Source organism: Streptomyces sp. MMCC 100 (genome assembly GCF_041538145.2).
GTDB lineage: Bacteria > Actinomycetota > Actinomycetes > Streptomycetales > Streptomycetaceae > Streptomyces.
This window is the reverse complement of record NZ_JBGORK020000001.1, coordinates 2,309,940-2,330,484: the sequence shown is the minus strand read 5'-3', so window position 1 is coordinate 2,330,484 and position 20,545 is coordinate 2,309,940. Positions and strand designations below refer to the sequence as shown.

20 protein-coding genes are annotated in these 20,545 nt (G+C 71.6%); 2 read left to right on the top strand and 18 right to left on the bottom strand.

Features of this window, described 5'->3' with window-relative positions; all coding sequences use genetic code 11:
• Positions 1 to 28: 28 nt before the first annotated feature.
• Positions 29 to 646, bottom strand: a complete 618-nt coding sequence (gene pyrR / locus ABS735_RS10770; RefSeq protein ID WP_373906318.1) for a bifunctional pyr operon transcriptional regulator/uracil phosphoribosyltransferase PyrR — start codon at positions 644 to 646, stop codon at positions 29 to 31.
• 298 nt (positions 647 to 944) lie between these two features.
• On the opposite strand from pyrR, the gene bldD reads away from it, so the two are divergent.
• Positions 945 to 1,448 carry a transcriptional regulator BldD gene (gene bldD, locus ABS735_RS10765; RefSeq protein ID WP_007447547.1) on the top strand — a complete coding sequence of 168 codons (504 nt, stop codon included), beginning with the start codon at positions 945 to 947 and terminating at the stop codon, positions 1,446 to 1,448.
• A gap of 100 nt (positions 1,449 to 1,548) precedes the next feature.
• On the opposite strand, the gene nusB is transcribed toward bldD, so the two are convergent.
• The 14 genes from nusB to ABS735_RS10695 form a co-directional block, all read right to left on the bottom strand.
• Complete coding sequence (gene nusB / locus ABS735_RS10760; RefSeq protein WP_373906319.1) at positions 1,549 to 1,977, bottom strand: transcription antitermination factor NusB; 429 nt, start codon at positions 1,975 to 1,977, stop codon at positions 1,549 to 1,551.
• Positions 1,978 to 1,979: 2 nt separating this feature from the next.
• Positions 1,980 to 2,546: an elongation factor P gene (gene efp / locus ABS735_RS10755; protein WP_373906320.1), complete on the bottom strand. Its 567-nt coding sequence runs from the start codon at positions 2,544 to 2,546 to the stop codon at positions 1,980 to 1,982.
• A gap of 64 nt (positions 2,547 to 2,610) precedes the next feature.
• Positions 2,611 to 3,717 carry an aminopeptidase P family protein gene (locus tag ABS735_RS10750; RefSeq protein WP_373906321.1) on the bottom strand — a complete coding sequence of 369 codons (1,107 nt, stop codon included), beginning with the start codon at positions 3,715 to 3,717 and terminating at the stop codon, positions 2,611 to 2,613.
• Between the two features lie 178 nt (positions 3,718 to 3,895).
• Entirely contained in the window at positions 3,896 to 4,819 is a 924-nt protein-coding gene (locus ABS735_RS10745) for a Pro-rich N-terminal domain-containing protein (RefSeq protein ID WP_373906322.1), read from the bottom strand.
• A gap of 168 nt (positions 4,820 to 4,987) precedes the next feature.
• Positions 4,988 to 6,079: a 3-dehydroquinate synthase gene (gene aroB, locus ABS735_RS10740; protein WP_373906323.1), complete on the bottom strand. Its 1,092-nt coding sequence runs from the start codon at positions 6,077 to 6,079 to the stop codon at positions 4,988 to 4,990.
• Entirely contained in the window at positions 6,076 to 6,591 is a 516-nt protein-coding gene (locus ABS735_RS10735; RefSeq protein WP_373906324.1) for a shikimate kinase, read from the bottom strand. The genes aroB and ABS735_RS10735 overlap by 4 nt, the downstream gene beginning before the upstream one ends.
• Positions 6,588 to 7,772 carry a chorismate synthase gene (gene aroC, locus ABS735_RS10730; RefSeq protein WP_373906325.1) on the bottom strand — a complete coding sequence of 395 codons (1,185 nt, stop codon included), beginning with the start codon at positions 7,770 to 7,772 and terminating at the stop codon, positions 6,588 to 6,590. The genes ABS735_RS10735 and aroC overlap by 4 nt, the downstream gene beginning before the upstream one ends.
• 173 nt (positions 7,773 to 7,945) lie before the next feature.
• Positions 7,946 to 8,317 carry a hypothetical protein gene (locus tag ABS735_RS10725; RefSeq protein ID WP_373906326.1) on the bottom strand — a complete coding sequence of 124 codons (372 nt, stop codon included), beginning with the start codon at positions 8,315 to 8,317 and terminating at the stop codon, positions 7,946 to 7,948.
• Positions 8,318 to 8,364: 47 nt separating this feature from the next.
• Positions 8,365 to 9,204, bottom strand: coding sequence for a shikimate dehydrogenase (locus ABS735_RS10720; RefSeq protein ID WP_373906327.1), 840 nt, complete (start codon positions 9,202 to 9,204; stop codon positions 8,365 to 8,367).
• A complete protein-coding gene (gene mltG, locus ABS735_RS10715; protein ID WP_373906328.1) occupies positions 9,185 to 10,930 on the bottom strand; it encodes an endolytic transglycosylase MltG in 1,746 nt (581 codons plus the stop codon). The genes ABS735_RS10720 and mltG overlap by 20 nt, the downstream gene beginning before the upstream one ends.
• Positions 10,931 to 11,058: 128 nt before the next feature.
• Positions 11,059 to 11,523 (bottom strand): Holliday junction resolvase RuvX, encoded by a 465-nt coding sequence (ruvX, locus tag ABS735_RS10710; protein ID WP_373906570.1) that lies wholly within the window; start codon positions 11,521 to 11,523, stop codon positions 11,059 to 11,061.
• Between the two features lie 35 nt (positions 11,524 to 11,558).
• Positions 11,559 to 14,231: an alanine--tRNA ligase gene (gene alaS / locus ABS735_RS10705; RefSeq protein WP_373906329.1), complete on the bottom strand. Its 2,673-nt coding sequence runs from the start codon at positions 14,229 to 14,231 to the stop codon at positions 11,559 to 11,561.
• Positions 14,231 to 14,593 carry a hypothetical protein gene (locus ABS735_RS10700; RefSeq protein ID WP_373906330.1) on the bottom strand — a complete coding sequence of 121 codons (363 nt, stop codon included), beginning with the start codon at positions 14,591 to 14,593 and terminating at the stop codon, positions 14,231 to 14,233. The genes alaS and ABS735_RS10700 overlap by 1 nt, the downstream gene beginning before the upstream one ends.
• 7 nt (positions 14,594 to 14,600) lie before the next feature.
• Positions 14,601 to 15,050: a DUF948 domain-containing protein gene (locus ABS735_RS10695; protein WP_076973493.1), complete on the bottom strand. Its 450-nt coding sequence runs from the start codon at positions 15,048 to 15,050 to the stop codon at positions 14,601 to 14,603.
• A gap of 165 nt (positions 15,051 to 15,215) precedes the next feature.
• On the opposite strand from ABS735_RS10695, the gene ABS735_RS10690 reads away from it, so the two are divergent.
• Positions 15,216 to 17,405 (top strand): ATP-binding protein, encoded by a 2,190-nt coding sequence (locus tag ABS735_RS10690; RefSeq protein WP_373906331.1) that lies wholly within the window; start codon positions 15,216 to 15,218, stop codon positions 17,403 to 17,405.
• Positions 17,406 to 17,453: 48 nt separating this feature from the next.
• On the opposite strand, the gene rpsD is transcribed toward ABS735_RS10690, so the two are convergent.
• The 3 genes from rpsD to ABS735_RS10675 form a co-directional block, all read right to left on the bottom strand.
• The gene (rpsD, locus tag ABS735_RS10685; protein WP_003977321.1) at positions 17,454 to 18,068 is read right to left on the bottom strand and encodes a 30S ribosomal protein S4; all 615 of its coding nucleotides are present in this window, start codon (positions 18,066 to 18,068) and stop codon (positions 17,454 to 17,456) included.
• Between the two features lie 293 nt (positions 18,069 to 18,361).
• Positions 18,362 to 19,717, bottom strand: coding sequence for a replication-associated recombination protein A (locus ABS735_RS10680; RefSeq protein ID WP_373906332.1), 1,356 nt, complete (start codon positions 19,715 to 19,717; stop codon positions 18,362 to 18,364).
• 70 nt (positions 19,718 to 19,787) lie between these two features.
• Positions 19,788 to 20,450, bottom strand: a complete 663-nt coding sequence (locus tag ABS735_RS10675) for a vitamin K epoxide reductase family protein (RefSeq protein ID WP_373906333.1) — start codon at positions 20,448 to 20,450, stop codon at positions 19,788 to 19,790.
• Between the last annotated feature and the right edge of the window lie 95 nt (positions 20,451 to 20,545).

Here is a 20,545-nt window from a genome sequence, read left to right as displayed (position 1 = left end):
ACGGCACGGGTTGCGCGTACGCGGGGTGTTACGGGTGGGCGCCCGGGGCGTCCGGCTTGGCGCCGAGCAGCACGGTGTCGCGACCGTCCTCCTCGGCGAGCTGGACCTTGACCGTCTCCCGCAGCGACGTCGGGAGGTTCTTGCCGACGTAGTCGGCGCGGATGGGCAGTTCGCGGTGACCGCGGTCGACGAGGACGGCGAGCTGCACCGCGCGCGGGCGGCCGATGTCGTTCAGCGCGTCGAGGGCGGCGCGGATGGTGCGGCCGGAGAAGAGCACGTCGTCGACGAGGACGACGAGGCGGCCGTCGATGCCGTCACCGGGGATCTCGGTGCGGGCGAGGGCGCGCGGCGGGTGCATGCGCAGGTCGTCGCGGTACATGGTGATGTCGAGCGAGCCGACCGGCATCTTGCGCTCGGTGATCTGCTCCAGCTTGTCGGCGAGCCGCCGGGCGAGGAAGACGCCGCGGGTCGGGATGCCGAGGAGCACCACGTCGTCGGCACCCTTGGCGCGTTCGACGATCTCGTGGGCGATGCGGGTGAGCACCCGCGCGATGTCGGGCCCTTCCAGAACGGGCCGGGCCTCGGACTGCGCGACCGGCTGCCGGTCGCTCTGCTTTTCCTGCTGCTTGTCCTGCTGCTTGTCCATACGAAACGGACCCCCTTCTCCGCCTCACGGGACGGACCTTAAAGGACGTCGGATTTGCGCCACCTACGGTACCAGGCCCACAGAACCGGTCCGGTGGCCCGCCCTGACACTCCCCCGTCACCCTTCTGCCGCACCCTGGCCACCCGTTCGGAGCAACGGAAGGCGAATACCACGGAAGAGTCGGTGCGGACCATTCGGCTTGACGCAGCAGAGTAACGCTGCGTAACCTCACAGTGAGTTACCAGCCGCGCGGCCGACAACAGAGCCTGCCGCGTCGACACCTTGTCCGGGGAGCCATATGTCCAGCGAATACGCCAAACAGCTCGGGGCCAAGCTCCGGGCCATCCGCACCCAGCAGGGCCTTTCCCTCCACGGTGTCGAGGAGAAGTCCCAGGGCCGCTGGAAGGCCGTCGTGGTCGGCTCGTACGAGCGCGGCGACCGTGCCGTGACCGTGCAGCGCCTCGCCGAGCTGGCGGACTTCTACGGCGTTCCCGTACAGGAGCTGCTGCCGGGCACCACCCCGGGCGGTGCCGCCGAGCCGCCGCCGAAGCTGGTCCTGGACCTGGAGCGGCTGGCCACCGTGCCGGCCGAGAAGGCGGGCCCGCTCCAGCGCTACGCGGCCACGATCCAGTCGCAGCGCGGTGACTACAACGGCAAGGTGCTCTCGATCCGCCAGGACGACCTGCGCACGCTCGCCGTCATCTACGACCAGTCGCCCTCGGTCCTCACCGAGCAGCTGATCAGCTGGGGCGTCCTCGACGCGGACGCGCGTCGCGCGGTGGCGTCCCACGAGGAGCTCTGAGCCTCGACCGCCTCAGCAGAAACGTGCCGCCGGGGTGGCCGGAACCATTCGGTTCCGGCCACCCCGGCGGTTTCGTGCATCGGGTGCGGCGCCTGCGGAGCTAGTCGCGGCGCAGCGAGGACTTCAGGTCCTTCAGCCGGCCGAGCAGGCCGTTGACGAACGCGGGCGAGTCGTCCGTGGAGAACTCCTTCGCCAGCTGCACCATCTCGTCCAGGACGACGGCGTCCGGGGTCTCGTCGACCCAGATCAGCTCGTACGCGCCCAGGCGCAGGATGTTGCGGTCGACGACCGGCATCCGGTCGAGCGTCCAGTCGACCGAGTACTGGGCGATCAGCTCGTCGATGCGCTCCGCGCGCCCGGCGTAGCCCTCTACCAGCTCCATCGTGTACTCGCTCACCGGCGGCTGCCGGGTGTCGGACCGGGAGTGCCGGACCCAGTCGGCGAGCACCGTCAGGACGTCGGCGCCGCGCTGATCGCCCTCGAAGAGGATCTGGAAGGCGCGCTTGCGGGCCGTGTTGCGAGCAGCCACGGTTAGCTGTTCACCCGGCCGAGGTAGTCGCTCGTACGGGTGTCGACCTTGATCTTCTCACCGGTGGTGATGAAGAGCGGGACGCTGATCTGGTGACCGGTCTCCAGGATGGCGGGCTTGGTGCCGCCGGTGGAGCGGTCGCCCTGGACGCCGGGCTCGGTCTCCTGGATGGTCAGCTCGACGGCGGCCGGCAGCTCGACGAAGAGGACCTCGCCCTCGTGCTGCGCGACGGTGGCCTCAAAGCCCTCGACGAGGAAGTTGGCGGCGTCACCGACGACCTTGCGGTCGATGTGCAGCTGGTCGTAGGTCTGCATGTCCATGAACACGAAGTACTCGCCGTCCATGTACGAGAACTGCATGTCACGCTTGTCGACAGTGGCCGTCTCGACCTTGACCCCGGCGTTGAAGGTCTTGTCGACGGTCTTGCCGGAGAGCACGTTCTTGAGCTTGGTGCGCACGAAGGCCGGGCCCTTGCCGGGCTTGACGTGCTGGAACTCGACGACGGACCAGAGCTGGCCGCCTTCGAGCTTGAGCACCAGGCCGTTCTTGAGGTCGTTCGTGGAAGCCACGGTTTGGGAATCTCCTGGACTGGACTGACGTGGACGACCTCGGGGTTGCGCGCACAGCGCGAGGCTAGAGCGCGAGCAGCTCCTTGGTCGTGATGGTGAGTAGCTCGGGTCCGCCGTCCGCCTCGGGGCGCACGACGAGCGTGTCATCGATCCGGACCCCGCCCCGGCCCGGGAGGTGGACCCCCGGTTCGACGGTGACCGGCACACAAGCGTCCAGTTTACCCATGGCCGCGGGGGCCAACTGCGGGTCCTCGTCGATTTCGAGTCCGACACCGTGACCGGTGAGGGCCGGAAGGTTCTCCGCGTACCCCGCCGAGTCCAGTGCCTGGCGGGCGGCGCGGTCCACATCACGGCAGGCGGCACCGGGTGCGAGGGCCTCACGTCCGGCGCGCTGAGCGGAGAAGACGAGGTCGTACAACTCGATCTGCCAGTCGGCCGGCGAGGTGCCGATGACGAACGTACGGCCGATCTCGCAGCGGTAACCGCGGTACGTCGCGCCCAGGCACACGGAGAGGAAGTCGCCCTCCTCCACTCTCCGGTCGGTGGGCCGGTGGCCGCGGCGCCCCGAGTTCGGGCCGGTGCCGACGGAGGTGGGGAAGGCGGGTCCGTCGGCGCCGTGGTCGACGAGGCGGCGTTCCAGCTCCAGGGCGAGATGCCGCTCGGTGCGGCCGACCAGGATGGACTCCAGGAGCTCGCCGAGGGCCTGGTCGGCGATCTCGGCGCCGATGCGCAGGCAGGAGATCTCCTCCTCGTCCTTGACCACCCGGAGCTGCTCGACGGCCTGACCGAGGTCGGTCAGGCGCAGCCCGGGGGCGACCGAACACATGGCTCGGTGCCGGACCACGGTGAGGTGGTGGTCCTCGGTGGCGAGGGACTCGGCGCCCTGGTCCGCGGCGAGGCCGGTGGCCGTGACGGCAGGATCGCCGCCGGGTCCGGGCAACGTGCGCACCGGCAGCGACTCGTCGGGGCGGCCCTGCGTGGGCCGGTCGTCCGGCGGGCCCGAGCAGACCAACAGGTCCTCGGTCCTGCCGAGCAGCAGCACGGCGCCGTGCGGGGCGGCGCCGGCGAGATAGCGCACGTTGGCGGGCCGGGAGACGAGCGCCGCCGCGCTGCCGCCCGCGTTGCAGCGTTCCCGTAGGCGCGTCCGGCGGGCCGCGTAGACCTCTGACATGAGCCGAGCGTATGGGCTCCGCCGGGGGTGCGCCGCTTGGGTGGGCCGAGTGGGCGGGGGCGGAGGACGCCGGGTGCGCCAATGGGGGTGGGGTTTGATGTTGTGGGGCGTCTGACCGCCGGTGGGGGCTTGTCGCGCAGTTCCCCGCGCCCCTTGGGTAGGCGCAGTCCCCCATTTCTTACCAGCTGGGCGGGCTGGCTATCGAGCGGGAGAGGACCTCGTCGAGGAGCTGGGCGGTTTCCGGGATGTCCAGTTGGGAGTTGTCGATGATGGGGAGGCCGGAGCCGTACCAGCCGGCCATGCGGCCGTGGATGCGGGCGACTTCCTCGTCGGTGAGGCGCCGGTTGCCGCTGCGTTCGGCGTTGCGCTCCAGGACGATGTCCAGGCCCGGCAGGAGCACGACCGGGAGCAGGCCGGGTCCGACGTGCCGCTTCCAGCCGCCGAGGCCGACGACCGGGCGGTCCGGGAAGACCGCGTCGTCGAGGATGCAGGAGATGCCGTTGGCGAGGAAGTTGCGCGCGGAGAAGCCGCAGGTGCGGCGGGCGAGGCGGTACTGCGCCTCCGAGTGCTCGTTCCACCCGGTCTGCGGGTCGGCGAAGCCGGAGCGGACCCATTCGCGGACGTCGTCGAGGCTGATGTGCGCGGTCGGGACCCGGCGGTGGTCCGCCCAGTACTTGGCGATGCTCGTCTTTCCGGCGCCCGCGGGGCCGATGAGCAGCACCGCGAGGGTGGTCGTGGTGGGGTCGGGCGCGGCGGCCGTGGCGGGGGGCACGCTGGGCACGGCCACCGGGCCGCCGGGGGGCAACGGCACATGGCCGGTGGTGTCCGGCGGGGGCGGGGCGGGAGCCGGCTGGTGCGGTCCCGGGGCGGGAGCCTGCTGGTGCGGTCCCGAGGCGGAGGCCGGCCGATGCGGGGCCGGGCCGGGGGCCGGGTGCGGGGCCGGGGCCTGCCGCGGTGCCATGGGGTACCCCGTCGCAGGAGGCGGTACGGGGGCGGGTCCCTGGGGCGGGCCAGGGTGGTGTGCGGCCGGGGACCAGCCGATGGCCGGTCCGTGCCCCGGCTGGTGGGGCGGCGGCAGCGGAGAACCCACTGGGTACTGCATCCGGTGCCACTCCGTCTCGTGCAGGCGATGGGCGCTGACGGCGAGAAGGGGGGCCCGCCGTCCTGCTACCGAACGGTACCGCCCCCGGCCGTCGTTTGGTGAACGGCCGGGGGCGGTCCGAAGTGCCCGTCCGGCAGGGCGAATCGGGCGCAAGGGCACACCCGGGTACTACTCACCCACCTCGCCGTAGGCGGCGAGGAGGACGGCCGGGTCGGGGCCCTCCAGCACGGTGGGCTTGGCGAGACCGTCCAGGACGATGAAGCGCAGCAGGTCGCCGCGCGACTTCTTGTCGACCTTCATGTTCTCGACCAGCTTGGGCCACTGGTCGTAGCGGTAGTGCAGCGGGAGGCCGACCGCCTCGAGGATGCTGCGGTGGCGGTCGGCGGTGGCGTCGTCCAGCCGGCCGGCCAGGCGGCCCAGTTCGGCGGCGAAGTGCATGCCGACGGAGACGGCGGCGCCGTGGCGCCACTTGTAGCGCTCGTTCTTCTCGATGGCGTGGCCGAGCGTGTGACCGTAGTTCAGGATCTCCCGCAGGCCCGCCTCCTTGAGGTCCGAGGAGACGACCTCCGCCTTGACCTTGATGGAGCGCACGATCAGCTCGGCGGTGTGCGGACCGGCCGGGGTGCGCGCGGCCTCGGGGTCGGACTCGATGAGGTCGAGGATCGCGGGGTCGGCGATGAAGCCGGCCTTGATGACCTCGGCGAGGCCCGAGACGTAGTCGTTGACCGGGAGCGAGTCCAGGGCGGCCAGGTCGCACAGGACGCCGGCGGGCGGGTGGAAGGAGCCGACGAGGTTCTTGCCCTCGGCGGTGTTGATGCCGGTCTTGCCGCCGACGGCCGCGTCCACCATGGCCAGCACGGTGGTGGGCACGGCGATCCAGCGCACCCCGCGCAGCCAGGTCGCGGCCACGAATCCGGCCAGGTCGGTGCTGGCACCGCCGCCGACGCCGACGATGACGTCGGTACGCGTGAACCCGGACTGGCCGAGTGCCTTCCAGCAGTACGCGGCGACCTCGGCGGTCTTGGCCTCCTCGGCGTTGGGCACCTGGATGGCGATCGCCTCGTAGCCCTGCTCGACGAGGTCGGCGCGCAGCGCGTCACCGGTCTCGGCGAGCGCCTCGGGGTGGATCACCGCGACCCGCTTCGCCCTGGCGCCGATCAGGCCGCCCAGCTCACCCAGGAGCTGACGGCCCACCAGGACCTCGTAGGGGTCGGACCCGGCGGTGCCGCCGACCTGGATCCGGGTGACTGCCTCGCTCATACTTCCTTCAACTCCACTGCGTCCAGGGCGGCTTGGGTGACTTCTTCCGGGGTGCGGCCGTCCGTGGCCACGACGGCCGTGGCGACCTCCTCGTAGAGGTGCCGGCGGGCTTCCATCAGTTCGCGCCACTGCTTGCGCGGGTTGACCGCCAGCAGCGGCCGCGCCACGTTCAGGCCGGTGCGCCGGACCGCTTCCTCGACGTCCATCGAGAGGTAGACGACCCGCTGCCCGGCGAGCAGCGCACGCGTGTCCGCGTCCAGGACCGCGCCGCCGCCGAGGGCGAGGACGCCGTCGTGCTCGGCGAGCGCGCTGCGCACGGCCTCCTTCTCCAGGGTCCGGAAGGCGGCCTCGCCCTCGTCCACGAAGATCTCGGCGATGGCCCGCCCCTGGGCGGTGACGATGTCCTCGTCCGTGTCCCGGTAACCCGCGCCCAGCCTCTCGGCGAGCAGCTGCCCGACGGTGGACTTGCCGACCCCCATCGGTCCGACCAGGACGATCAGCGGCGCGCTCATCGGATGGCCAGGTTGTCGAGGTAGGAGCGCACGTTGCGGCGGGTCTCGGCCACGCTGTCGCCGCCGAACTTCTCCGCCACCGCGTCCGCGAGGACCAGGGCCACCATGGCCTCGGCGACGATCCCGGCGGCCGGCACGGCGGACACGTCGGAGCGCTGGTGGTGGGCCTGCGCGGCCTCGCCTGTGGTGACGTCCACGGTCTTCAGCGCGCGCGGCACGGTTGCGATCGGCTTCATCGCGGCGCGCACCCGCAGCAGCTCACCGGTGGTGAGGCCGCCCTCGGTGCCGCCGGAGCGGCCGGAGACACGGCGGATGCCGTCGGGCGTGCTCACGATCTCGTCGTGCGCCTGGGAACCGGGCACGCGGGCCAGCTCGAAGCCGTCGCCGATCTCGACGCCCTTGATCGCCTGGATGCCCATGAGCGCGCCCGCGAGGCGCGCGTCGAGCTTGCGGTCCCAGTGGACGTGCGAGCCGAGGCCCACCGGCACGCCGTAGGCGAGGATCTCGACGACACCGCCGAGGGTGTCGCCGTCCTTGTGGGCCTGGTCGATCTCGGCGACCATCGCCTCCGACGCGTCCGCGTCCAGGCAGCGCACCGGGTCGGCGTCCAGCCTCTCGACGTCGGCCGGCGTCGGGTACACGCCGTGGGGCGCCTTCGCCGAGGCCAGCTCGACGACGTGGCTGACGATCTCGACGCCGGTCGTCTCCTTCAGGTACGAGCGGGCCACCGCGCCCAGCGCGACGCGGGCCGCCGTCTCACGGGCGGAGGCGCGCTCCAGGATCGGCCGGGCCTCGTCGAAGCCGTACTTCTGCATGCCGGCGAGGTCCGCGTGGCCGGGGCGCGGCCGGGTCAGCGGGGCGTTGCGCGCGAGGCCGGCCAGCACCTCCGGGTCCACCGGGTCGGCCGCCATGACCTGTTCCCACTTGGGCCACTCGGTGTTGCCGACCATGACGGCGACCGGGGAGCCCATGGTCAGACCGTGCCGGACGCCGCCGAGGAAGGTGACCTCGTCGCGCTCGAACTTCATCCGCGCACCGCGACCGTAGCCGAGCCGCCGCCTCGCCAGGTGGTCCGCCACCATGTCGGTGGTGATCGGCACGCCGGCGGGCAGTCCCTCCAGCGTCGCGACGAGTGCGGGACCGTGGGACTCCCCCGCGGTCAGCCAGCGCAACCTGCTCAACGGTGCTCCTCAGTGCTCGCGCCCCGGTATGCCCCGCGTACGCGTCTTCTCCGCGTACGCGGCGGTCCGACCGGGTGCGCGGCCCCGGTCCGCCGCCTCCGATCCTCCCACGTTCGGCCGCCGGACCCGGCCGCCGGTCCATCTGACGGACGCACGGACGGACCCGGGAGGCATCAGACGGGACGGTCGCCCTGCTGCTGCGCCGGCGCGTAGGTACCGAGGTGGTCGGCGCCGCTCTCCTGCCGCTGCGGCGGCGCGTAGGGCCCGAGGAAATCGGCGCCGCTCTCCTGCCGCTGCGCCGGCGCGTAGGGACCCAGGTGGTCGGCCCCGCTGCCCTGGTCGTACGGCGCCGTCCCGGGCAGGGCCCGGCCCGCGCTCCGCGCGCGCCGCCGGGCGATCCCGCGCTTCATCTTGACCACCCAGCTCGCGAGGACGGCGAGCACGATCAGCGCGAGCACCGTGATCTGCACCCAGTCGGGCAGGAAGCCCAGGACGGCCTCGAAGATCTGGGTCTTGGCGGATGCCAGCGGCAGGCCTGTGTACATGGATCGTCTTCCCCTCCCGTCCCGCCCCCTGCGGAACCGGAGGGATACTAGCGATCCGCGAGCGCGTGCTCCCCCGCTTTTCGCATGGCGGCCAGCGGCGCGGGAGCCCGGCCGGTCATCTGCTCCACCTGGAGCACCGCCTGGTGGAGCAGCAGGTCGAGGCCGCTGACGACGGCCCCGCCGTGCGCCGACCAGCGGGCGGCGAGCGCGGTGGGCCAGGGGTCGTAGAGCACGTCGAAGAGCGTGGTGGGCATCTCGGGGACGGCGGCCGCGAGCGCGTCGGTGGCACCGGCCGGGGTGGTGGCCACGACCAGCGGGGAGCGCAGTGCTTCCTCGGCGTCCGCCCAGCCGGCGAGGCGTACGTCGACGTCGAGCCGTTCCGCCCAGCCCCGCATCTCGGCGGCGCGCGCCGCGCTGCGCACGTAGACGGTGACCTCGCCGGTGCAGATGCGGGCCAGCGCGGCGAGCGCGGAGGACGCGGTGGCGCCGGCGCCGAGGATCGCGGCAGTCTCGACCTTTTCGATGCCGTGCTCGCGCAGGGCGGCGACGATGCCGGGGATGTCGGTGTTGTCACCGGTCCTGCGGCCGTCCTCGGCGAAGACGACGGTGTTCACCGCGTCCACGGAGGCCGCCGTCTCACTGACCGAGTCGAGCAGCGGGATCACCGCCCGCTTGAGCGGCATGGTCAGCGACAGCCCCGCCCACTCGGGCCCCAGCCCCTCGAAGAAGCCCGGCAGGGCCGCCTCGTCCACGTCGAAGCGGTCGTACGTCCAGTCCGCGAGGCCCAGCTCGGCGTAGGCGGCGCGGTGCAGCACCGGGGAGAGGGAGTGGGCGATCGGGGAGCCGAGTACGGCGGCCCGACGCCGGTCAGTTGCCGGAGCTGGCATCGAACTTGTCCTTCAGCTTCAGGAACTCGTCGTGGGTCTTGGCGAACTCGGTCTTCTTCACGCCGTCGGTGGCCACGAAGTAGATCCAGCCGTCCTTGGTGGGGTTGAGCGCCGCTTGCAGGGCCTCTTCGCCGGGGTTGCCGATGGGTCCGGGCGGCAGGCCCCGGTGGTAGTAGGTGTTGTACGGGTCCGGGTTGGTGTTGATCTCGGACTCGCTGATGTGGATCTCGCTCTGACCCATGAGGTAGTTGAAGGTCGAGTCGAACTGGAGCTTCTGGTTCGTCTCGGTGTTGTCGGTCTTGAGCCTGTTGTAGATGACCTCGGCCATCTTGCGGAAGTCGTCGTGCGTCTTGCCCTCCGCCTGCACCAGGCTCGCGGCGGTGAGCAGCTCCCACGGGCCCTCCAGGCCGAGACCCTCCGCCTTCTGCTCGAGGCCGATCTTCTCGTACTGCTCGCTGGCGCGTGCCACCATCTGCTTGAGCACGTCCTCGGGCTTCTGCCCCTTGGCCGCCGAGTAGCTGGACGGGTAGAGGAAGCCCTCCAGCGGATCCTTGACGTTCTTGTGGTTCAGCGCCCATTCCGGCAGGCCGAGTTCCTTGTACTGGGACTTGGCGACCTTGGCGGTGGTGCCCGCCTTCACCTCGAGGCGTTTGTCGATGAGCTCGTAAATACGGGCGTTCCGCCATCCCTCGGCGATGATCAGGTTGCTGCGGCTCTTCGGACTGAGCAGGAGTTCGACCGCGCTCTCGGCCGACATCTCCTTCTGCAGCGTGTACACGCCGTCCTGGATGCTCTTGCCACGCGGGTTGCTCTGCTGGGCGGCGATGAAGGCGTCGACGCTCTTCACCACGCCCTGGCGTTTGAGTTCCTGGCCGATCGTGGAGCCGCCCGCGCCCTTGGGAATGGTGACGGTGACCTGCTCGCCGTTGCCGTCGCCCGCGAAGTCCGGCGCCGCGCCGAAACGATCCTGGTAAAACTGGTAGCCGAAATATCCGACACCGGCCACGCCGCCGCCGAGCACCAGGCAGACCACCAGGCAGGCGCATCCGCTGCGGCGTTTCTTCGGCTTGCCGCCACCCCGGGTCCTGCGGTCCCCGCGGTCCTCGCGGCCGTCGTCCGCCGCGTCGTCGTCACCGTCGCCGCCCGCGAAGAAGGCGTGCTCCCCCTCGTCCGGTCCGGGATCCCAGTCGGTGCGCTGCGGCTCGGGCTCGGCGCGCCGGCGGGTGGGCGGCTCCGGCGGCGGGTACGCCTCGGGGGTGCCGTAGAAGTCGGGCTGTTCGGCGCCGTAGCCGCCGGCCTGCTGTCCGTAGGGGTCGGACGGGTCGGCCGGGTAGTGCGCCTGCGGTTGGGCGCCGCCGCCCCAGCCGCCGTCGTCGTAACCCTGCTGCGGCTGGGCCTGGGGTGCGTACTGCTGGTCGTACTGCTGCTGACCGTACTGGTGCTGGTGCTGGTCGTACTGGTTGCCGTACTGGTCGTACTGCGGCTCGGGGTGCTGGTGGCCGTACTGGTCGTACGAGGGCTGCCCGCCGCCGTACGACGACTGGCCGCCGTTGCTCCAGTCGCCGTACTGCTGCTGCGCCTGCTGCTCCGGATACTGCTGCGGCTGGCCGCCGTAGGGGGACTGCTGACCCGTATGGGCCTGCTGTCCGCCCCATCCGCCGTCCCCGTACAACGGGTCCTCCGGATGCCACGGTTCGGAGCCTGGGCCCCGGCCATACTCAGTCATCGATCCCCTAGAGCCGCGAGGCGACGGGCGGCGTGGCCTGTGCCGAAGGGCCCGCTTCCGTTCCGCCTCTTGCTGTGCGGTGGCTGTTCGAATGCCTCCGCATCGCGCGGAACGTTACCGTACCGCGATCAGATGACCACTTCGACGCCCTCGCCGGGTGGCCTGCCTGACACCCGTTCGGATTCCAGGGCCTGCTGGAGGATGATCACGGCCGCGGCCTGGTCGATGACGGACCGGCCCTTCTTGGACTTCACTCCCGAGGCGCGCAGCCCCTGGCCGGCGGTGACCGTCGTCATCCGCTCGTCGACGAGCCGGACCGGGACCGGGGCGATGCCGCGGGCCAGCTCCTGCGTGAAGCGCCTGACCTTGGCCGCGGCCGGGCCCTCGCCCCCCTTGAGGGAGCGAGGGAGGCCGACGACGACCTCGATGGGCTCGTACTCCGCGACCAGCTGCCTGAGGCGGCGGTGCGCCGCCGGGACGTCGCGGCCGGGGACCGTCTCCACCGGGGTGGCGAGGATCCCGTCGGGGTCGCACGAGGCGACCCCGATCCGGGCGTCGCCGACGTCGATCGCCAGGCGGCGGCCACGGCGCATCACCGGGCCGCCCGCCTGGTCGTTCTCGGGCGTGCTCACTTGGCGGAGTCCGCCACGAGGCGCTCGACGGCGTCGACGGCGTCGCCGATGGCGGCCGGGTTCTGGCCACCGCCCTGCGCGACGTCCGGCTTCCCGCCGCCACCGCCGCCGAGGGTCTTGGCGGCGGTGCGCACCAGGTCACCGGCCTTGAGGCCGCGCTCGCGTGCGGCGTCGTTGGTGGCGATGACCGTGAGGGGCTTGCCGCCCACCGTGGTGAACAGGGCCACGACCGCGGCCCGTCCGCCCTGGATGCGGCCGCGCACGTCGAGGACCAGCTTGCGCAGGTCGTCGGCGGTGGTGCCGTCGGGGACCTGGCCGGTCACCAGGGCCACGCCGCGCACGTCCTTGGCGGAGTCGGCGAGACCGCCGGCGGCCTGGAGGACCTTCTCCGCGCGGAACTTCTCGATCTCCTTCTCGGCGTCCTTGAGCTTGCCGAGCATCGCGGAGACCTTCTCCGGCAGCTCCTCCGGACGGCCCTTGATCAGCTCCTGGAGCTGGGCGACGACCGTGTGCTCGCGGGCGAGGAAGCTGTAGGCGTCCACGCCGACCAGGGCCTCGATGCGGCGCACGCCGGAGCCGATGGAGGACTCGCCGAGCAGCTTGACCAGGCCGAGCTGGGCGGTGTTGTGCACGTGGGTGCCGCCGCACAGCTCCTTGGAGAAGTCGCCGATGGTGACGACGCGCACGCGCTCGCCGTACTTCTCGCCGAACTCGGCGATGGCACCCTGCTTCTTGGCCTCGTCGATGCCCATGACGTCGGCGCGCACGTCGAGGTCGCGGGCGAGCACCTCGTTGATCTTCTGCTCGACGTCGGTCATCACGGCCGTGGGCACGGCGGACGGCGAGCCGAAGTCGAAGCGGAAGCGGCCGGGCTGGTTCTCGGAACCGGCCTGGGCGGCCGTCGGGCCGAGCGCGTCGCGCAGGGCCTGGTGGGTGAGGTGGGTGGCCGAGTGGGCGCGGGCGATGGCCTTGCGGCGGCGGTCGTCGATGGAGGCCTGGGCCTTGGCACCGACGGTGACCTCGCCGACCTGCACGACGCCCTTGTGGACGTACACGCCCGGCACCGGCTTCTGGCAGTCGCGGATCTCGATGACGGCACCGGTGTCGACCCGGATCCGGCCGGTGTCGCCGATCTGGCCGCCGCCCTCGGCGTAGAACGGGGTGCGGTCCAGGACGATCTCGACCTCGTCGCCCTCGGTGGCGGCCGGGGATGAGGCGCCGTCGACGAGGATGCCGACGATCGTGGACTCGCTCTCGGTGTCGGTGTAGCCGACGAAGTCGGTGGCGCCGGCCTTGTCGGCGATCTCCCGGTAGGCACCCGCACCGGCGTGGCCGGTCTTCTTGGCCTGGGCGTCGGCCTTGGCGCGCTCCCGCTGCTCCTTCATCAGGCGGCGGAAGCCGTCCTCGTCCACGGAGAGGCCCTGCTCGGCGGCCATCTCCAGGGTGAGATCGATCGGGAAGCCCCAGGTGTCGTGGAGCAGGAAGGCCTTGTCGCCGGCGAGGACGGTGCCACCGGAGGCCTTGGTGTCGCTGACCGCGGTGTCGAGGATGTTGGTGCCGGCCTTCAGCGTCTTGAGGAAGGCGTTCTCCTCGGCGAGGGCGACCTTCTCGATCCGCTCGCGGTCGGTGACCAGCTCGGGGTACTGCTGCCCCATCATGCCGATCACGACGTCGATCAGGTCCTTGACGACCGGCCCGGTGGCGCCGAGGAGCCGCATGTTGCGGATGGCGCGGCGCATGATGCGGCGCAGCACGTAGCCGCGGCCCTCGTTGCCGGGGGTGACGCCGTCGCCGATGAGCATCACGGAGGTGCGCATGTGGTCGGTGACCACGCGCAGGGAGACGTCCGAGGCCTGGGCGTCGCCGTAGGCCACACCGGTCAGTTCGGTGGCCTTGTTGATGACGGCCATGGAGGTGTCGATCTCGTACATGTTCTGCACGCCCTGCAGAATCATGGCGAGGCGTTCCAGGCCGAGGCCCGTGTCGATGTTCTTGCTCGGCAGTTCGCCGAGGATCTCGAACTCCTCCTTGCCGATGCCCTCGCCCCGCTCGTACTGCATGAAGACGAGGTTCCAGATCTCCACGTACCGCTCGTCGTTGACGGCGGGGCCGCCCTCGGCGCCGAACTCGGGGCCGCGGTCGTAGTTGATCTCGGAGCAGGGGCCGCAGGGGCCGGGGACGCCCATGGACCAGTAGTTGTCCTTCTTGCCGAGGCGCTGGATGCGCTCGGAGGGGACGCCCACGACGTCGTGCCAGATGCGCTCGGCCTCGTCGTCGTCCTTGTACACGGTGATCCACAGGCGCTCGGGGTCGAGGCCGTAACCGCCCTTGTCCTGGGGGCTGGTGAGCAGCTCCCAGGCGTACTTGATGGCGCCTTCCTTGAAGTAGTCGCCGAAGGAGAAGTTGCCGCACATCTGGAAGAAGGTGCCGTGGCGGGTGGTCTTGCCGACCTCTTCGATGTCCGGCGTGCGCACGCACTTCTGGACGCTGGTGGCGCGGTCGAAGGGCGGCTTGACCTCACCCAGGAAGTAGGGCTTGAACGGCACCATGCCGGCCGGGACCAGGAGCAGAGTCGGGTCGTCCGCGATGAGCGACGCCGAAGGGACGACGGTGTGACCGCGCTCCTCGAAGAAGCTCAACCAGCGGCGACGAATCTCGGCCGACTCCATCAGTGGTCCTCATTCCGGTTGTGCGAGTACGTCGCCTGGTCGTCGACGACGTACTTCGGGTTGCTGCTGTTGTCGTTCTCGATGGCGTAGCGGCGCCGGGGGGCGGGGAGTCCGGGGTCGACGGGGGCGTTCAGGCCCAGCGCGTCGTCCAGTTCGGCCTCCCGCTGGGCCATGTTGTCGCGGACGTCGAGCGCGAAACCCACCGCGCGGTCCTTGACCCGGGTGCCCACGTCGAGCGCCTTGTTCGCCGCGGTGGCGGCGAGGCTGTCGGGGGTGAGCTGCTTGAGCTTCCGGTTGACCTTGGTGGTGGCCCACACACCGGCGGCCACGCCGGTGCCGAACCAGAACGTACGGCGGAACATCGCTCGGTCAGCCCTTCTTCCGCTTCGTCCGCCGCGCGGCCGGGAGCGTACGGCCCACGATCACGGTGCGCCGCGCCTGGGCGGCCGGGGCGGACATGTCCTCCTTGCGACCGCCGAGTGCCCGGCGCACGCCGTACCCGAACGCCGCGACCTTGACCAGCGGGCCGCCGAAGGTGGAGGCCACGGTGGTGGACAGCGCGGACGCGTTCGAGGTGACCTCCTGGACGTCGGAGGCGATCGCGTCGACCCGGTCGATCTGGGTCTGCGCGCTGCGCACCGCCGCCGAGGCATCGGCCAGCAGCGGAACCGCCTGGTCGGTCACGTCCGCCACGAGCTTGGTGGTCGTCCTGAGCGTCTGGGCCAGCCTCGCCAGTGCGACGGCGAGGAAGGAGACCAGGATCGCCCAGAAGACGGCCACCAGGATCCCGGCCACCTCGCCACCGGACACTGTGTGCACCCGCTCCCTGAAAGACGTGCCTGAACATCGGGAAAGTCGTGCACCGAGCCTATCGCGCCGGGCGCGGGGCTCCGTACCGGATTCCCCGTCGCGCGCGGCGCGGTGCGGGCGAGTCGCGCGAAGCGATTGTACGGAGTGAATACGGTTCAGTACGCTCCGTGTTTCATGCGAGACCTTCGGCGCGACGGCATCCCGCACGGCAATCTACCGCTGGAGCTCGACACCTTCGTCGGGAGAGCGACGGAGCTCGCGGAGCTGGCCGGCGTGCTGGACTCGGCACGGCTGGTGACCGTCACCGGGGCCGGTGGCGTCGGCAAGTCCCGGCTGGCCGCGCGGGCCGCCGGGCGCCGCTCGCCCCGGGACGGGGTGTGGCGGGTCCAACTGGCACCGGTACGGGACGAGGAGTTCGTCGACTACGCGGTCGTGGAGGCGCTGGGCCTGACCGACCACACGACCCGGCTGCCGCGCGAGACCCTGCTCGCGCACCTGGCAGAGCGGGAGCTGCTGCTGCTCCTGGACGGGGTCGAGCACCTGGTGGACGCCTGCGCGGCGCTGGTGACCGAGCTGCTGGGCCGCGCCCCTGGGCTCAGGGTGCTGGCGGTGGGGCGCAGGCCGCTGGACGTGGCCGGGGAGCGGCTGGTCCCACTGGCGCCGCTGGGCACGGAGGAGGCGGTGGAGCTGCTGACGGTCCGGGCCGGGCAGCGGAGCGGGGTCCGCGGCTACGACGCCGACCCGGACGCGGACCGGTGGGAGGTGCGTGAGCTGTGCCGGCGTCTTGACGGGATCCCGCTGGCGATCGAGCTGGCGGCGGGGCGCCTGGGCGCGCTGTCGCCGGCACAGGTGCTGCGCCGCCTCGACGACCGTTTCCGGCTGCTGGCGGGCGGGGACCGCACCGCGCTGCCCCGGCACCGGACACTGCGCACGGCGATCGGCTGGAGCCACGAGCTGTGCACGCCGCCGGAGCGGCTGCTGTGGGCACGCCTTTCGGTGTTCGCCGGGCCGTTCGACCTGGAGTCCGCCGAGTACGTGTGCAGCGGGGACGGGCTGGCCGCCGACGAGGTGCTCGACGTGCTCTCCGCGCTGCTCGCACAGTCCGTGCTGACCCGCGAGGAGTCCCCGGCGGGGGTCCGCTACCGGATGCTCGACACGGTGCGGGCGTACGGGGCCGACTGGCTGGCGGCGACGGGCGACGCGGACCGGCTGCGGCGGCGGCACCGGGACTGGTACGTGGGCCTGGCGACCTGGTGCGAGCTGGAATGGTTCTCGCCGCGCCAGGGCGAGGTCGCCGCGCGGGTGGACGCCGAGCTGCCGAATCTGCGCAGCGCCCTGGAGCACTGCCTGAACGAACCGGACGGGGCCCACCTGGGCCAGTATCTGGCGGGCGCCCTGTGGTTCCACTGGGTCGGCTGCGGCCGGCTGTCGGAGGGGCGGCACTGGCTGGAGCAGGCGGTGCGGCTGGACGCGGAGCCGACGGCGGGCGAGCAGTCCCGGCTGAAGGCGCTGTGGGTGCTCGCCTACGTGGCGATCCTGCAGGGCGACACGGTGCCCGCGCTTGCGGCGCTCCAGGAGTGCCTTGAGGAGGCGGAGCGCTCGGCGAACCCGACTGCGGTGGCGTACGCGGAGCACCGCACCGGCTGCCTGGCGCTGGTGACGGACGATCTGCCGCGCGCGGAGACGCTGTTGCGCTCCGCGCTGCACCGCTACCAGGAGATCGGCGAGCTGAACAGCAACGTGCTGATGGGTCAGGTGGAGCTGGCGATGGCCCGGGCGTTCCAGGGCGATCTGCCGGACGCGGTGCGCCTGTGCGAGGACGTGCGCCAGGTGTGCGAGGACCACGGCGAGCGGTGGGCCCGGGGGTACGCCCTGTACGTCCTGGCCTACGCGGCCTGGAGCGACGGCGACCCGGTGCGCGCCCGCGAGCTGCTCGCCGACTGCCTGGGCGGTGCGCACCGCTTCCGCGACCAGCTGGGCTCGGTGCTGGCGGTGGAGCTGCTCGCGCTGGTCACGGTGGCGGAGGGCGACGCGGCGGAGGCGGCGGTACTGCAGGGCGCGGCGGGGCGGATGTGGCCGTCGGTGGGGCTGCCGCTGTTCGGCTCGGCGCACTACAACGCGCCGCACGAGCTGTGCGAGGCGGCGGCCCGGGAGCAGCTGGGCGACGAGCGGTACGAGGAGTGCGTACGGCACGGGGCGCGGCTCGGCCGCCGGGAGGCGGTGGCGCGGGCCCTGCGCCGCCCCGGGGTGAGGGCCTCGTTGCCGGCGCCGCGCCCGACGGCCGGGCGGCGGGCCGCGACGGGCGCCCGGACGGCGAAGCCCGCCGCCTCGCCCACCCGGAAGGGCGGGGAGACGGCGGGCTGAGGTACCGCTGGTGGTACTGCGCCTGCTTGCTTCAGCGTGTGTGCTGGATCAGCGGGCGTAGTACTCGACGACGAGCTGCTCGTCGCAGATCACCGGGATCTCCTTGCGGTTCGGCTCGCGGTCCAGGCGGAACGCCAGGGCCTTGAGGTTCACCTGGAGGTAGCGCGGGGTCTCGCCGTCGGGGGCGAAGCCACCCTCACGGGCGATGGTGAAGAGCGTCTTCTCCTTGGAGCGCTCGCGCACCTGCACCACGTCGTCCGGGCGGACGCGGAAGGACGGCTTGTCGACCTTCTGGCCGTTGACCTGGATGTGGCCGTGGACGACCATCTGGCGGGCCTGGTAGATCGTGCGGGCGATGCCCGAACGCAGGACCAGCGCGTCGAGACGGCGCTCGAGCTCGATGACCAGGGCTTCGCCGGTCTTCATGTTGGTCTTGGAGGCACGCTCGTAGGCGCGGACGAGCTGGCGCTCGCTGAGGTCGTACTGCGCGCGCAGACGCTGCTTCTCGAGCAGACGGACCTTGTAGTCCGAGTTCTGCTTGCGGCCGCGGCCGTGCTCACCCGGCGGGTAGGGGCGGGCCTCGAAGTACTTGACGGCCTTCGGGGTCAGCGCGATGCCGAGGGCACGCGACTTCTTGACCTTGGGGCGGGGCTGGTTCGCCACTGTCTGTGTCTCTTTTCTGGATTTCCGGCTTGTCAGGGTTGAGGGAGGTCGCATCCGCAGCCGGGGAAACCCGCCTGGTCCGCGTGGGACCTGCCGGGCAGCCGCTCCCCTGGTCTGGGCACATACGTGCAGCACGCGAGTGGCCCACCGACCGCTCCCGGAAGCCGGGTGGTGGTGGGCTGCCCGCGACACCATCGACGGTGCGCGACGCTCCTGGAACCCCGAAGGGTTCCGGCCGGTTGTCCCGTTCTGACTGCACGGGACTCGGCACTCCGGGTGATTCTACAGGCTGCTCAGGACGGCTTGCGACCGAGGTGCCCGCGGGTCCACTCCACGGCGTCCGCGTATCTGGCCTCGGCGCCGTGCCGGGTCGGCGTGTAGTACGTCCGGTCCTTCAGCCCGTCCGGGGCGTACTGCTGGGCGGCGATGCCCTCGGGCAGGTCGTGCGGGTACACGTACCCCTGCCCGTGCCCCAGCTTGCCGGCGCCCTTGTAGTGGCTGTCGCGCAGGTGCGCGGGAACCGGTCCGGTGTGCCCCTTGCGCACGTCGTCGAGGGCGGCGCCGATGGCGGTGGTCGCGGCGTTGGACTTCGGGGCCAGGGCCAGGGCGATGGTGGCGTGGCTGAGGGTGAGGGCGGCCTCGGGGAAGCCGATCATGGCGACGGCCTGGGCGGCGGCCACGGCGATCTGCAGCGCGTTGGGATCGGCCAGGCCGATGTCCTCGCTGGCGGAGATCATCAGACGCCGGGCGATGAAGCGGGGGTCCTCGCCGGCCTCGATCATCCGGGCCAGGTAGTGTAGGGCGGCGTCCACGTCGGAGCCGCGGATGGACTTGATCAGGGCGCTGGCGACGTCGTAGTGCTGGTCGCCGTCGCGGTCGTACTTCACCGCGGCCCGGTCGACCGTCTCCTCCAGCGTGGTCAGGCCGATCTCCGCCTCGCCCTTGTCGAGCGCGGCTCCGGCGGCGGCCTCCAGGGCGGTGAGCGCGCGGCGGGCGTCCCCGCCGGCGATGCGCAGCAGGTGGCCCTCGGTGTCCTCGGGAAGGGTGACGGCGCCCTTGAGACCACGCTCGTCGGTCAGGGCACGGCGCAGCAGGTCCCGGACGTCGTCGTCGGTGAGGGGTTCGAGGGTGAGCAGGAGGGAGCGGGAGAGCAGCGGGGAGATCACCGAGAAGTACGGGTTCTCGGTGGTGGCGGCGATCAGGGTGACCCAGCGGTTCTCGACGGCCGGGAGCAGGGAGTCCTGCTGGGCCTTGCTGAAGCGGTGGATCTCGTCGAGGAAGAGGACGGTCTCCTTGCCGTACCCGCCGACCGCGCGGCGGGCGCCGTCGATGACCGCGCGGACCTCCTTGACGCCCGCGGTGATCGCCGACAGCTCCACGAACCGCTTGTTGGTGGCCTTGGAGACGACGTACGCCAGGGTGGTCTTGCCGGTGCCCGGCGGGCCCCAGAGGATGACCGAGGACGGCCCCGCGGGACCGGACGCGCCCTCGCCGACCAGGCGGCGCAGGGGGGACCCGGGCTTGAGCAGGTGCTGCTGGCCGACGACCTCGTCGAGGGTGCGCGGGCGCATCCGCACGGCGAGGGGGCTGCCGGTCGGGTCCTTCTCCTGGCGTTCTTCGGCTGCGGCGGTGAACAGATCGGGCTCCACGCTCTGAACCCTAAAGGACCGCACCGACAACGCGACGGGCCAGGTGGGACCCCCGAGGTCAGCGGGTCCGTCAGCTGGTCCAGAAGTCCCACCAGCGCGTGAGGATCATCATGCCGATGATGCCGATGTGCAGCACCGGCAGGACCCAGGTGAACTCGCCGAAGAAACCGCGCAGCCAGTTCGGCGCGGGCAGGAAGCCCTTGCGGACGTTGAAGGACGTCACGTACCAGAACATCAGGATCGTGGCGACCCAGGCCAGGCAGCACCACAGGCACAGCGAGTTGATCCGGTACAGGGACTGGAACTGCAGCCAGGAGACGAACGCGACACCGAACAGGCAGCCGGCGTTGAAGGTGAGCCAGTACCAGCGCGGGAAGGTGGCGCGGGCGAGCAGGCTCATGCCGACGCAGATGACGATGCCGTAGGCGGCGAGGCCGAGCATCGGGTTGGGGAAGCCGAAGACGGAGGCCTGGTCGCTCTCCATGATGTTGCCGCAGGAGACGACCGGGTTGAGGCTGCAGCCGGGCGTGAACGTGGTGCCGGCGACCTTGGCCTCGAGGATCTTCTGCTTGTCGATCGTGATGACCCAGGCGGCGAGCAGGCCGGCCGCGCCCGTGATCACCAGCAGCAGCGCAAGGGCCCGGCTGCCGCCCTCGGTGCGCGGGGCGCGGGCGCCGGCGTCCGGCGCGGACTCTGCCACGGTGGAGACGTCCTTCACTGTCGTCTTGCTCATCACGCCGATTCCGTCACTGGAGGGATGGGACCTGCTTCGGGCAGGGGCCATTGTGCCGCACGACCCTGTATGGGCACCGTTCGATGAGCCTATGA

Coding starts and splice junctions, on each gene's coding strand:
- pyrR (WP_373906318.1), bottom strand. CDS start 646: ATGGACAAGCAGCAGGACAAGCAGCAGGAAAAGCAGAGCGACCGGCAG.
- bldD (WP_007447547.1), top strand. CDS start 945: ATGTCCAGCGAATACGCCAAACAGCTCGGGGCCAAGCTCCGGGCCATC.
- ABS735_RS10750 (WP_373906321.1), bottom strand. CDS start 3,717: ATGTCAGAGGTCTACGCGGCCCGCCGGACGCGCCTACGGGAACGCTGC.
- ABS735_RS10745 (WP_373906322.1), bottom strand. CDS start 4,819: ATGCAGTACCCAGTGGGTTCTCCGCTGCCGCCGCCCCACCAGCCGGGG.
- aroB (WP_373906323.1), bottom strand. CDS start 6,079: ATGAGCGAGGCAGTCACCCGGATCCAGGTCGGCGGCACCGCCGGGTCC.
- ABS735_RS10735 (WP_373906324.1), bottom strand. CDS start 6,591: ATGAGCGCGCCGCTGATCGTCCTGGTCGGACCGATGGGGGTCGGCAAG.
- ABS735_RS10725 (WP_373906326.1), bottom strand. CDS start 8,317: ATGTACACAGGCCTGCCGCTGGCATCCGCCAAGACCCAGATCTTCGAG.
- ABS735_RS10720 (WP_373906327.1), bottom strand. CDS start 9,204: ATGCCAGCTCCGGCAACTGACCGGCGTCGGGCCGCCGTACTCGGCTCC.
- mltG (WP_373906328.1), bottom strand. CDS start 10,930: ATGACTGAGTATGGCCGGGGCCCAGGCTCCGAACCGTGGCATCCGGAG.
- ruvX (WP_373906570.1), bottom strand. CDS start 11,523: ATGCGCCGTGGCCGCCGCCTGGCGATCGACGTCGGCGACGCCCGGATC.
- alaS (WP_373906329.1), bottom strand. CDS start 14,231: ATGGAGTCGGCCGAGATTCGTCGCCGCTGGTTGAGCTTCTTCGAGGAG.
- ABS735_RS10700 (WP_373906330.1), bottom strand. CDS start 14,593: ATGTTCCGCCGTACGTTCTGGTTCGGCACCGGCGTGGCCGCCGGTGTG.
- ABS735_RS10690 (WP_373906331.1), top strand. CDS start 15,216: ATGCGAGACCTTCGGCGCGACGGCATCCCGCACGGCAATCTACCGCTG.
- ABS735_RS10675 (WP_373906333.1), bottom strand. CDS start 20,450: ATGAGCAAGACGACAGTGAAGGACGTCTCCACCGTGGCAGAGTCCGCG.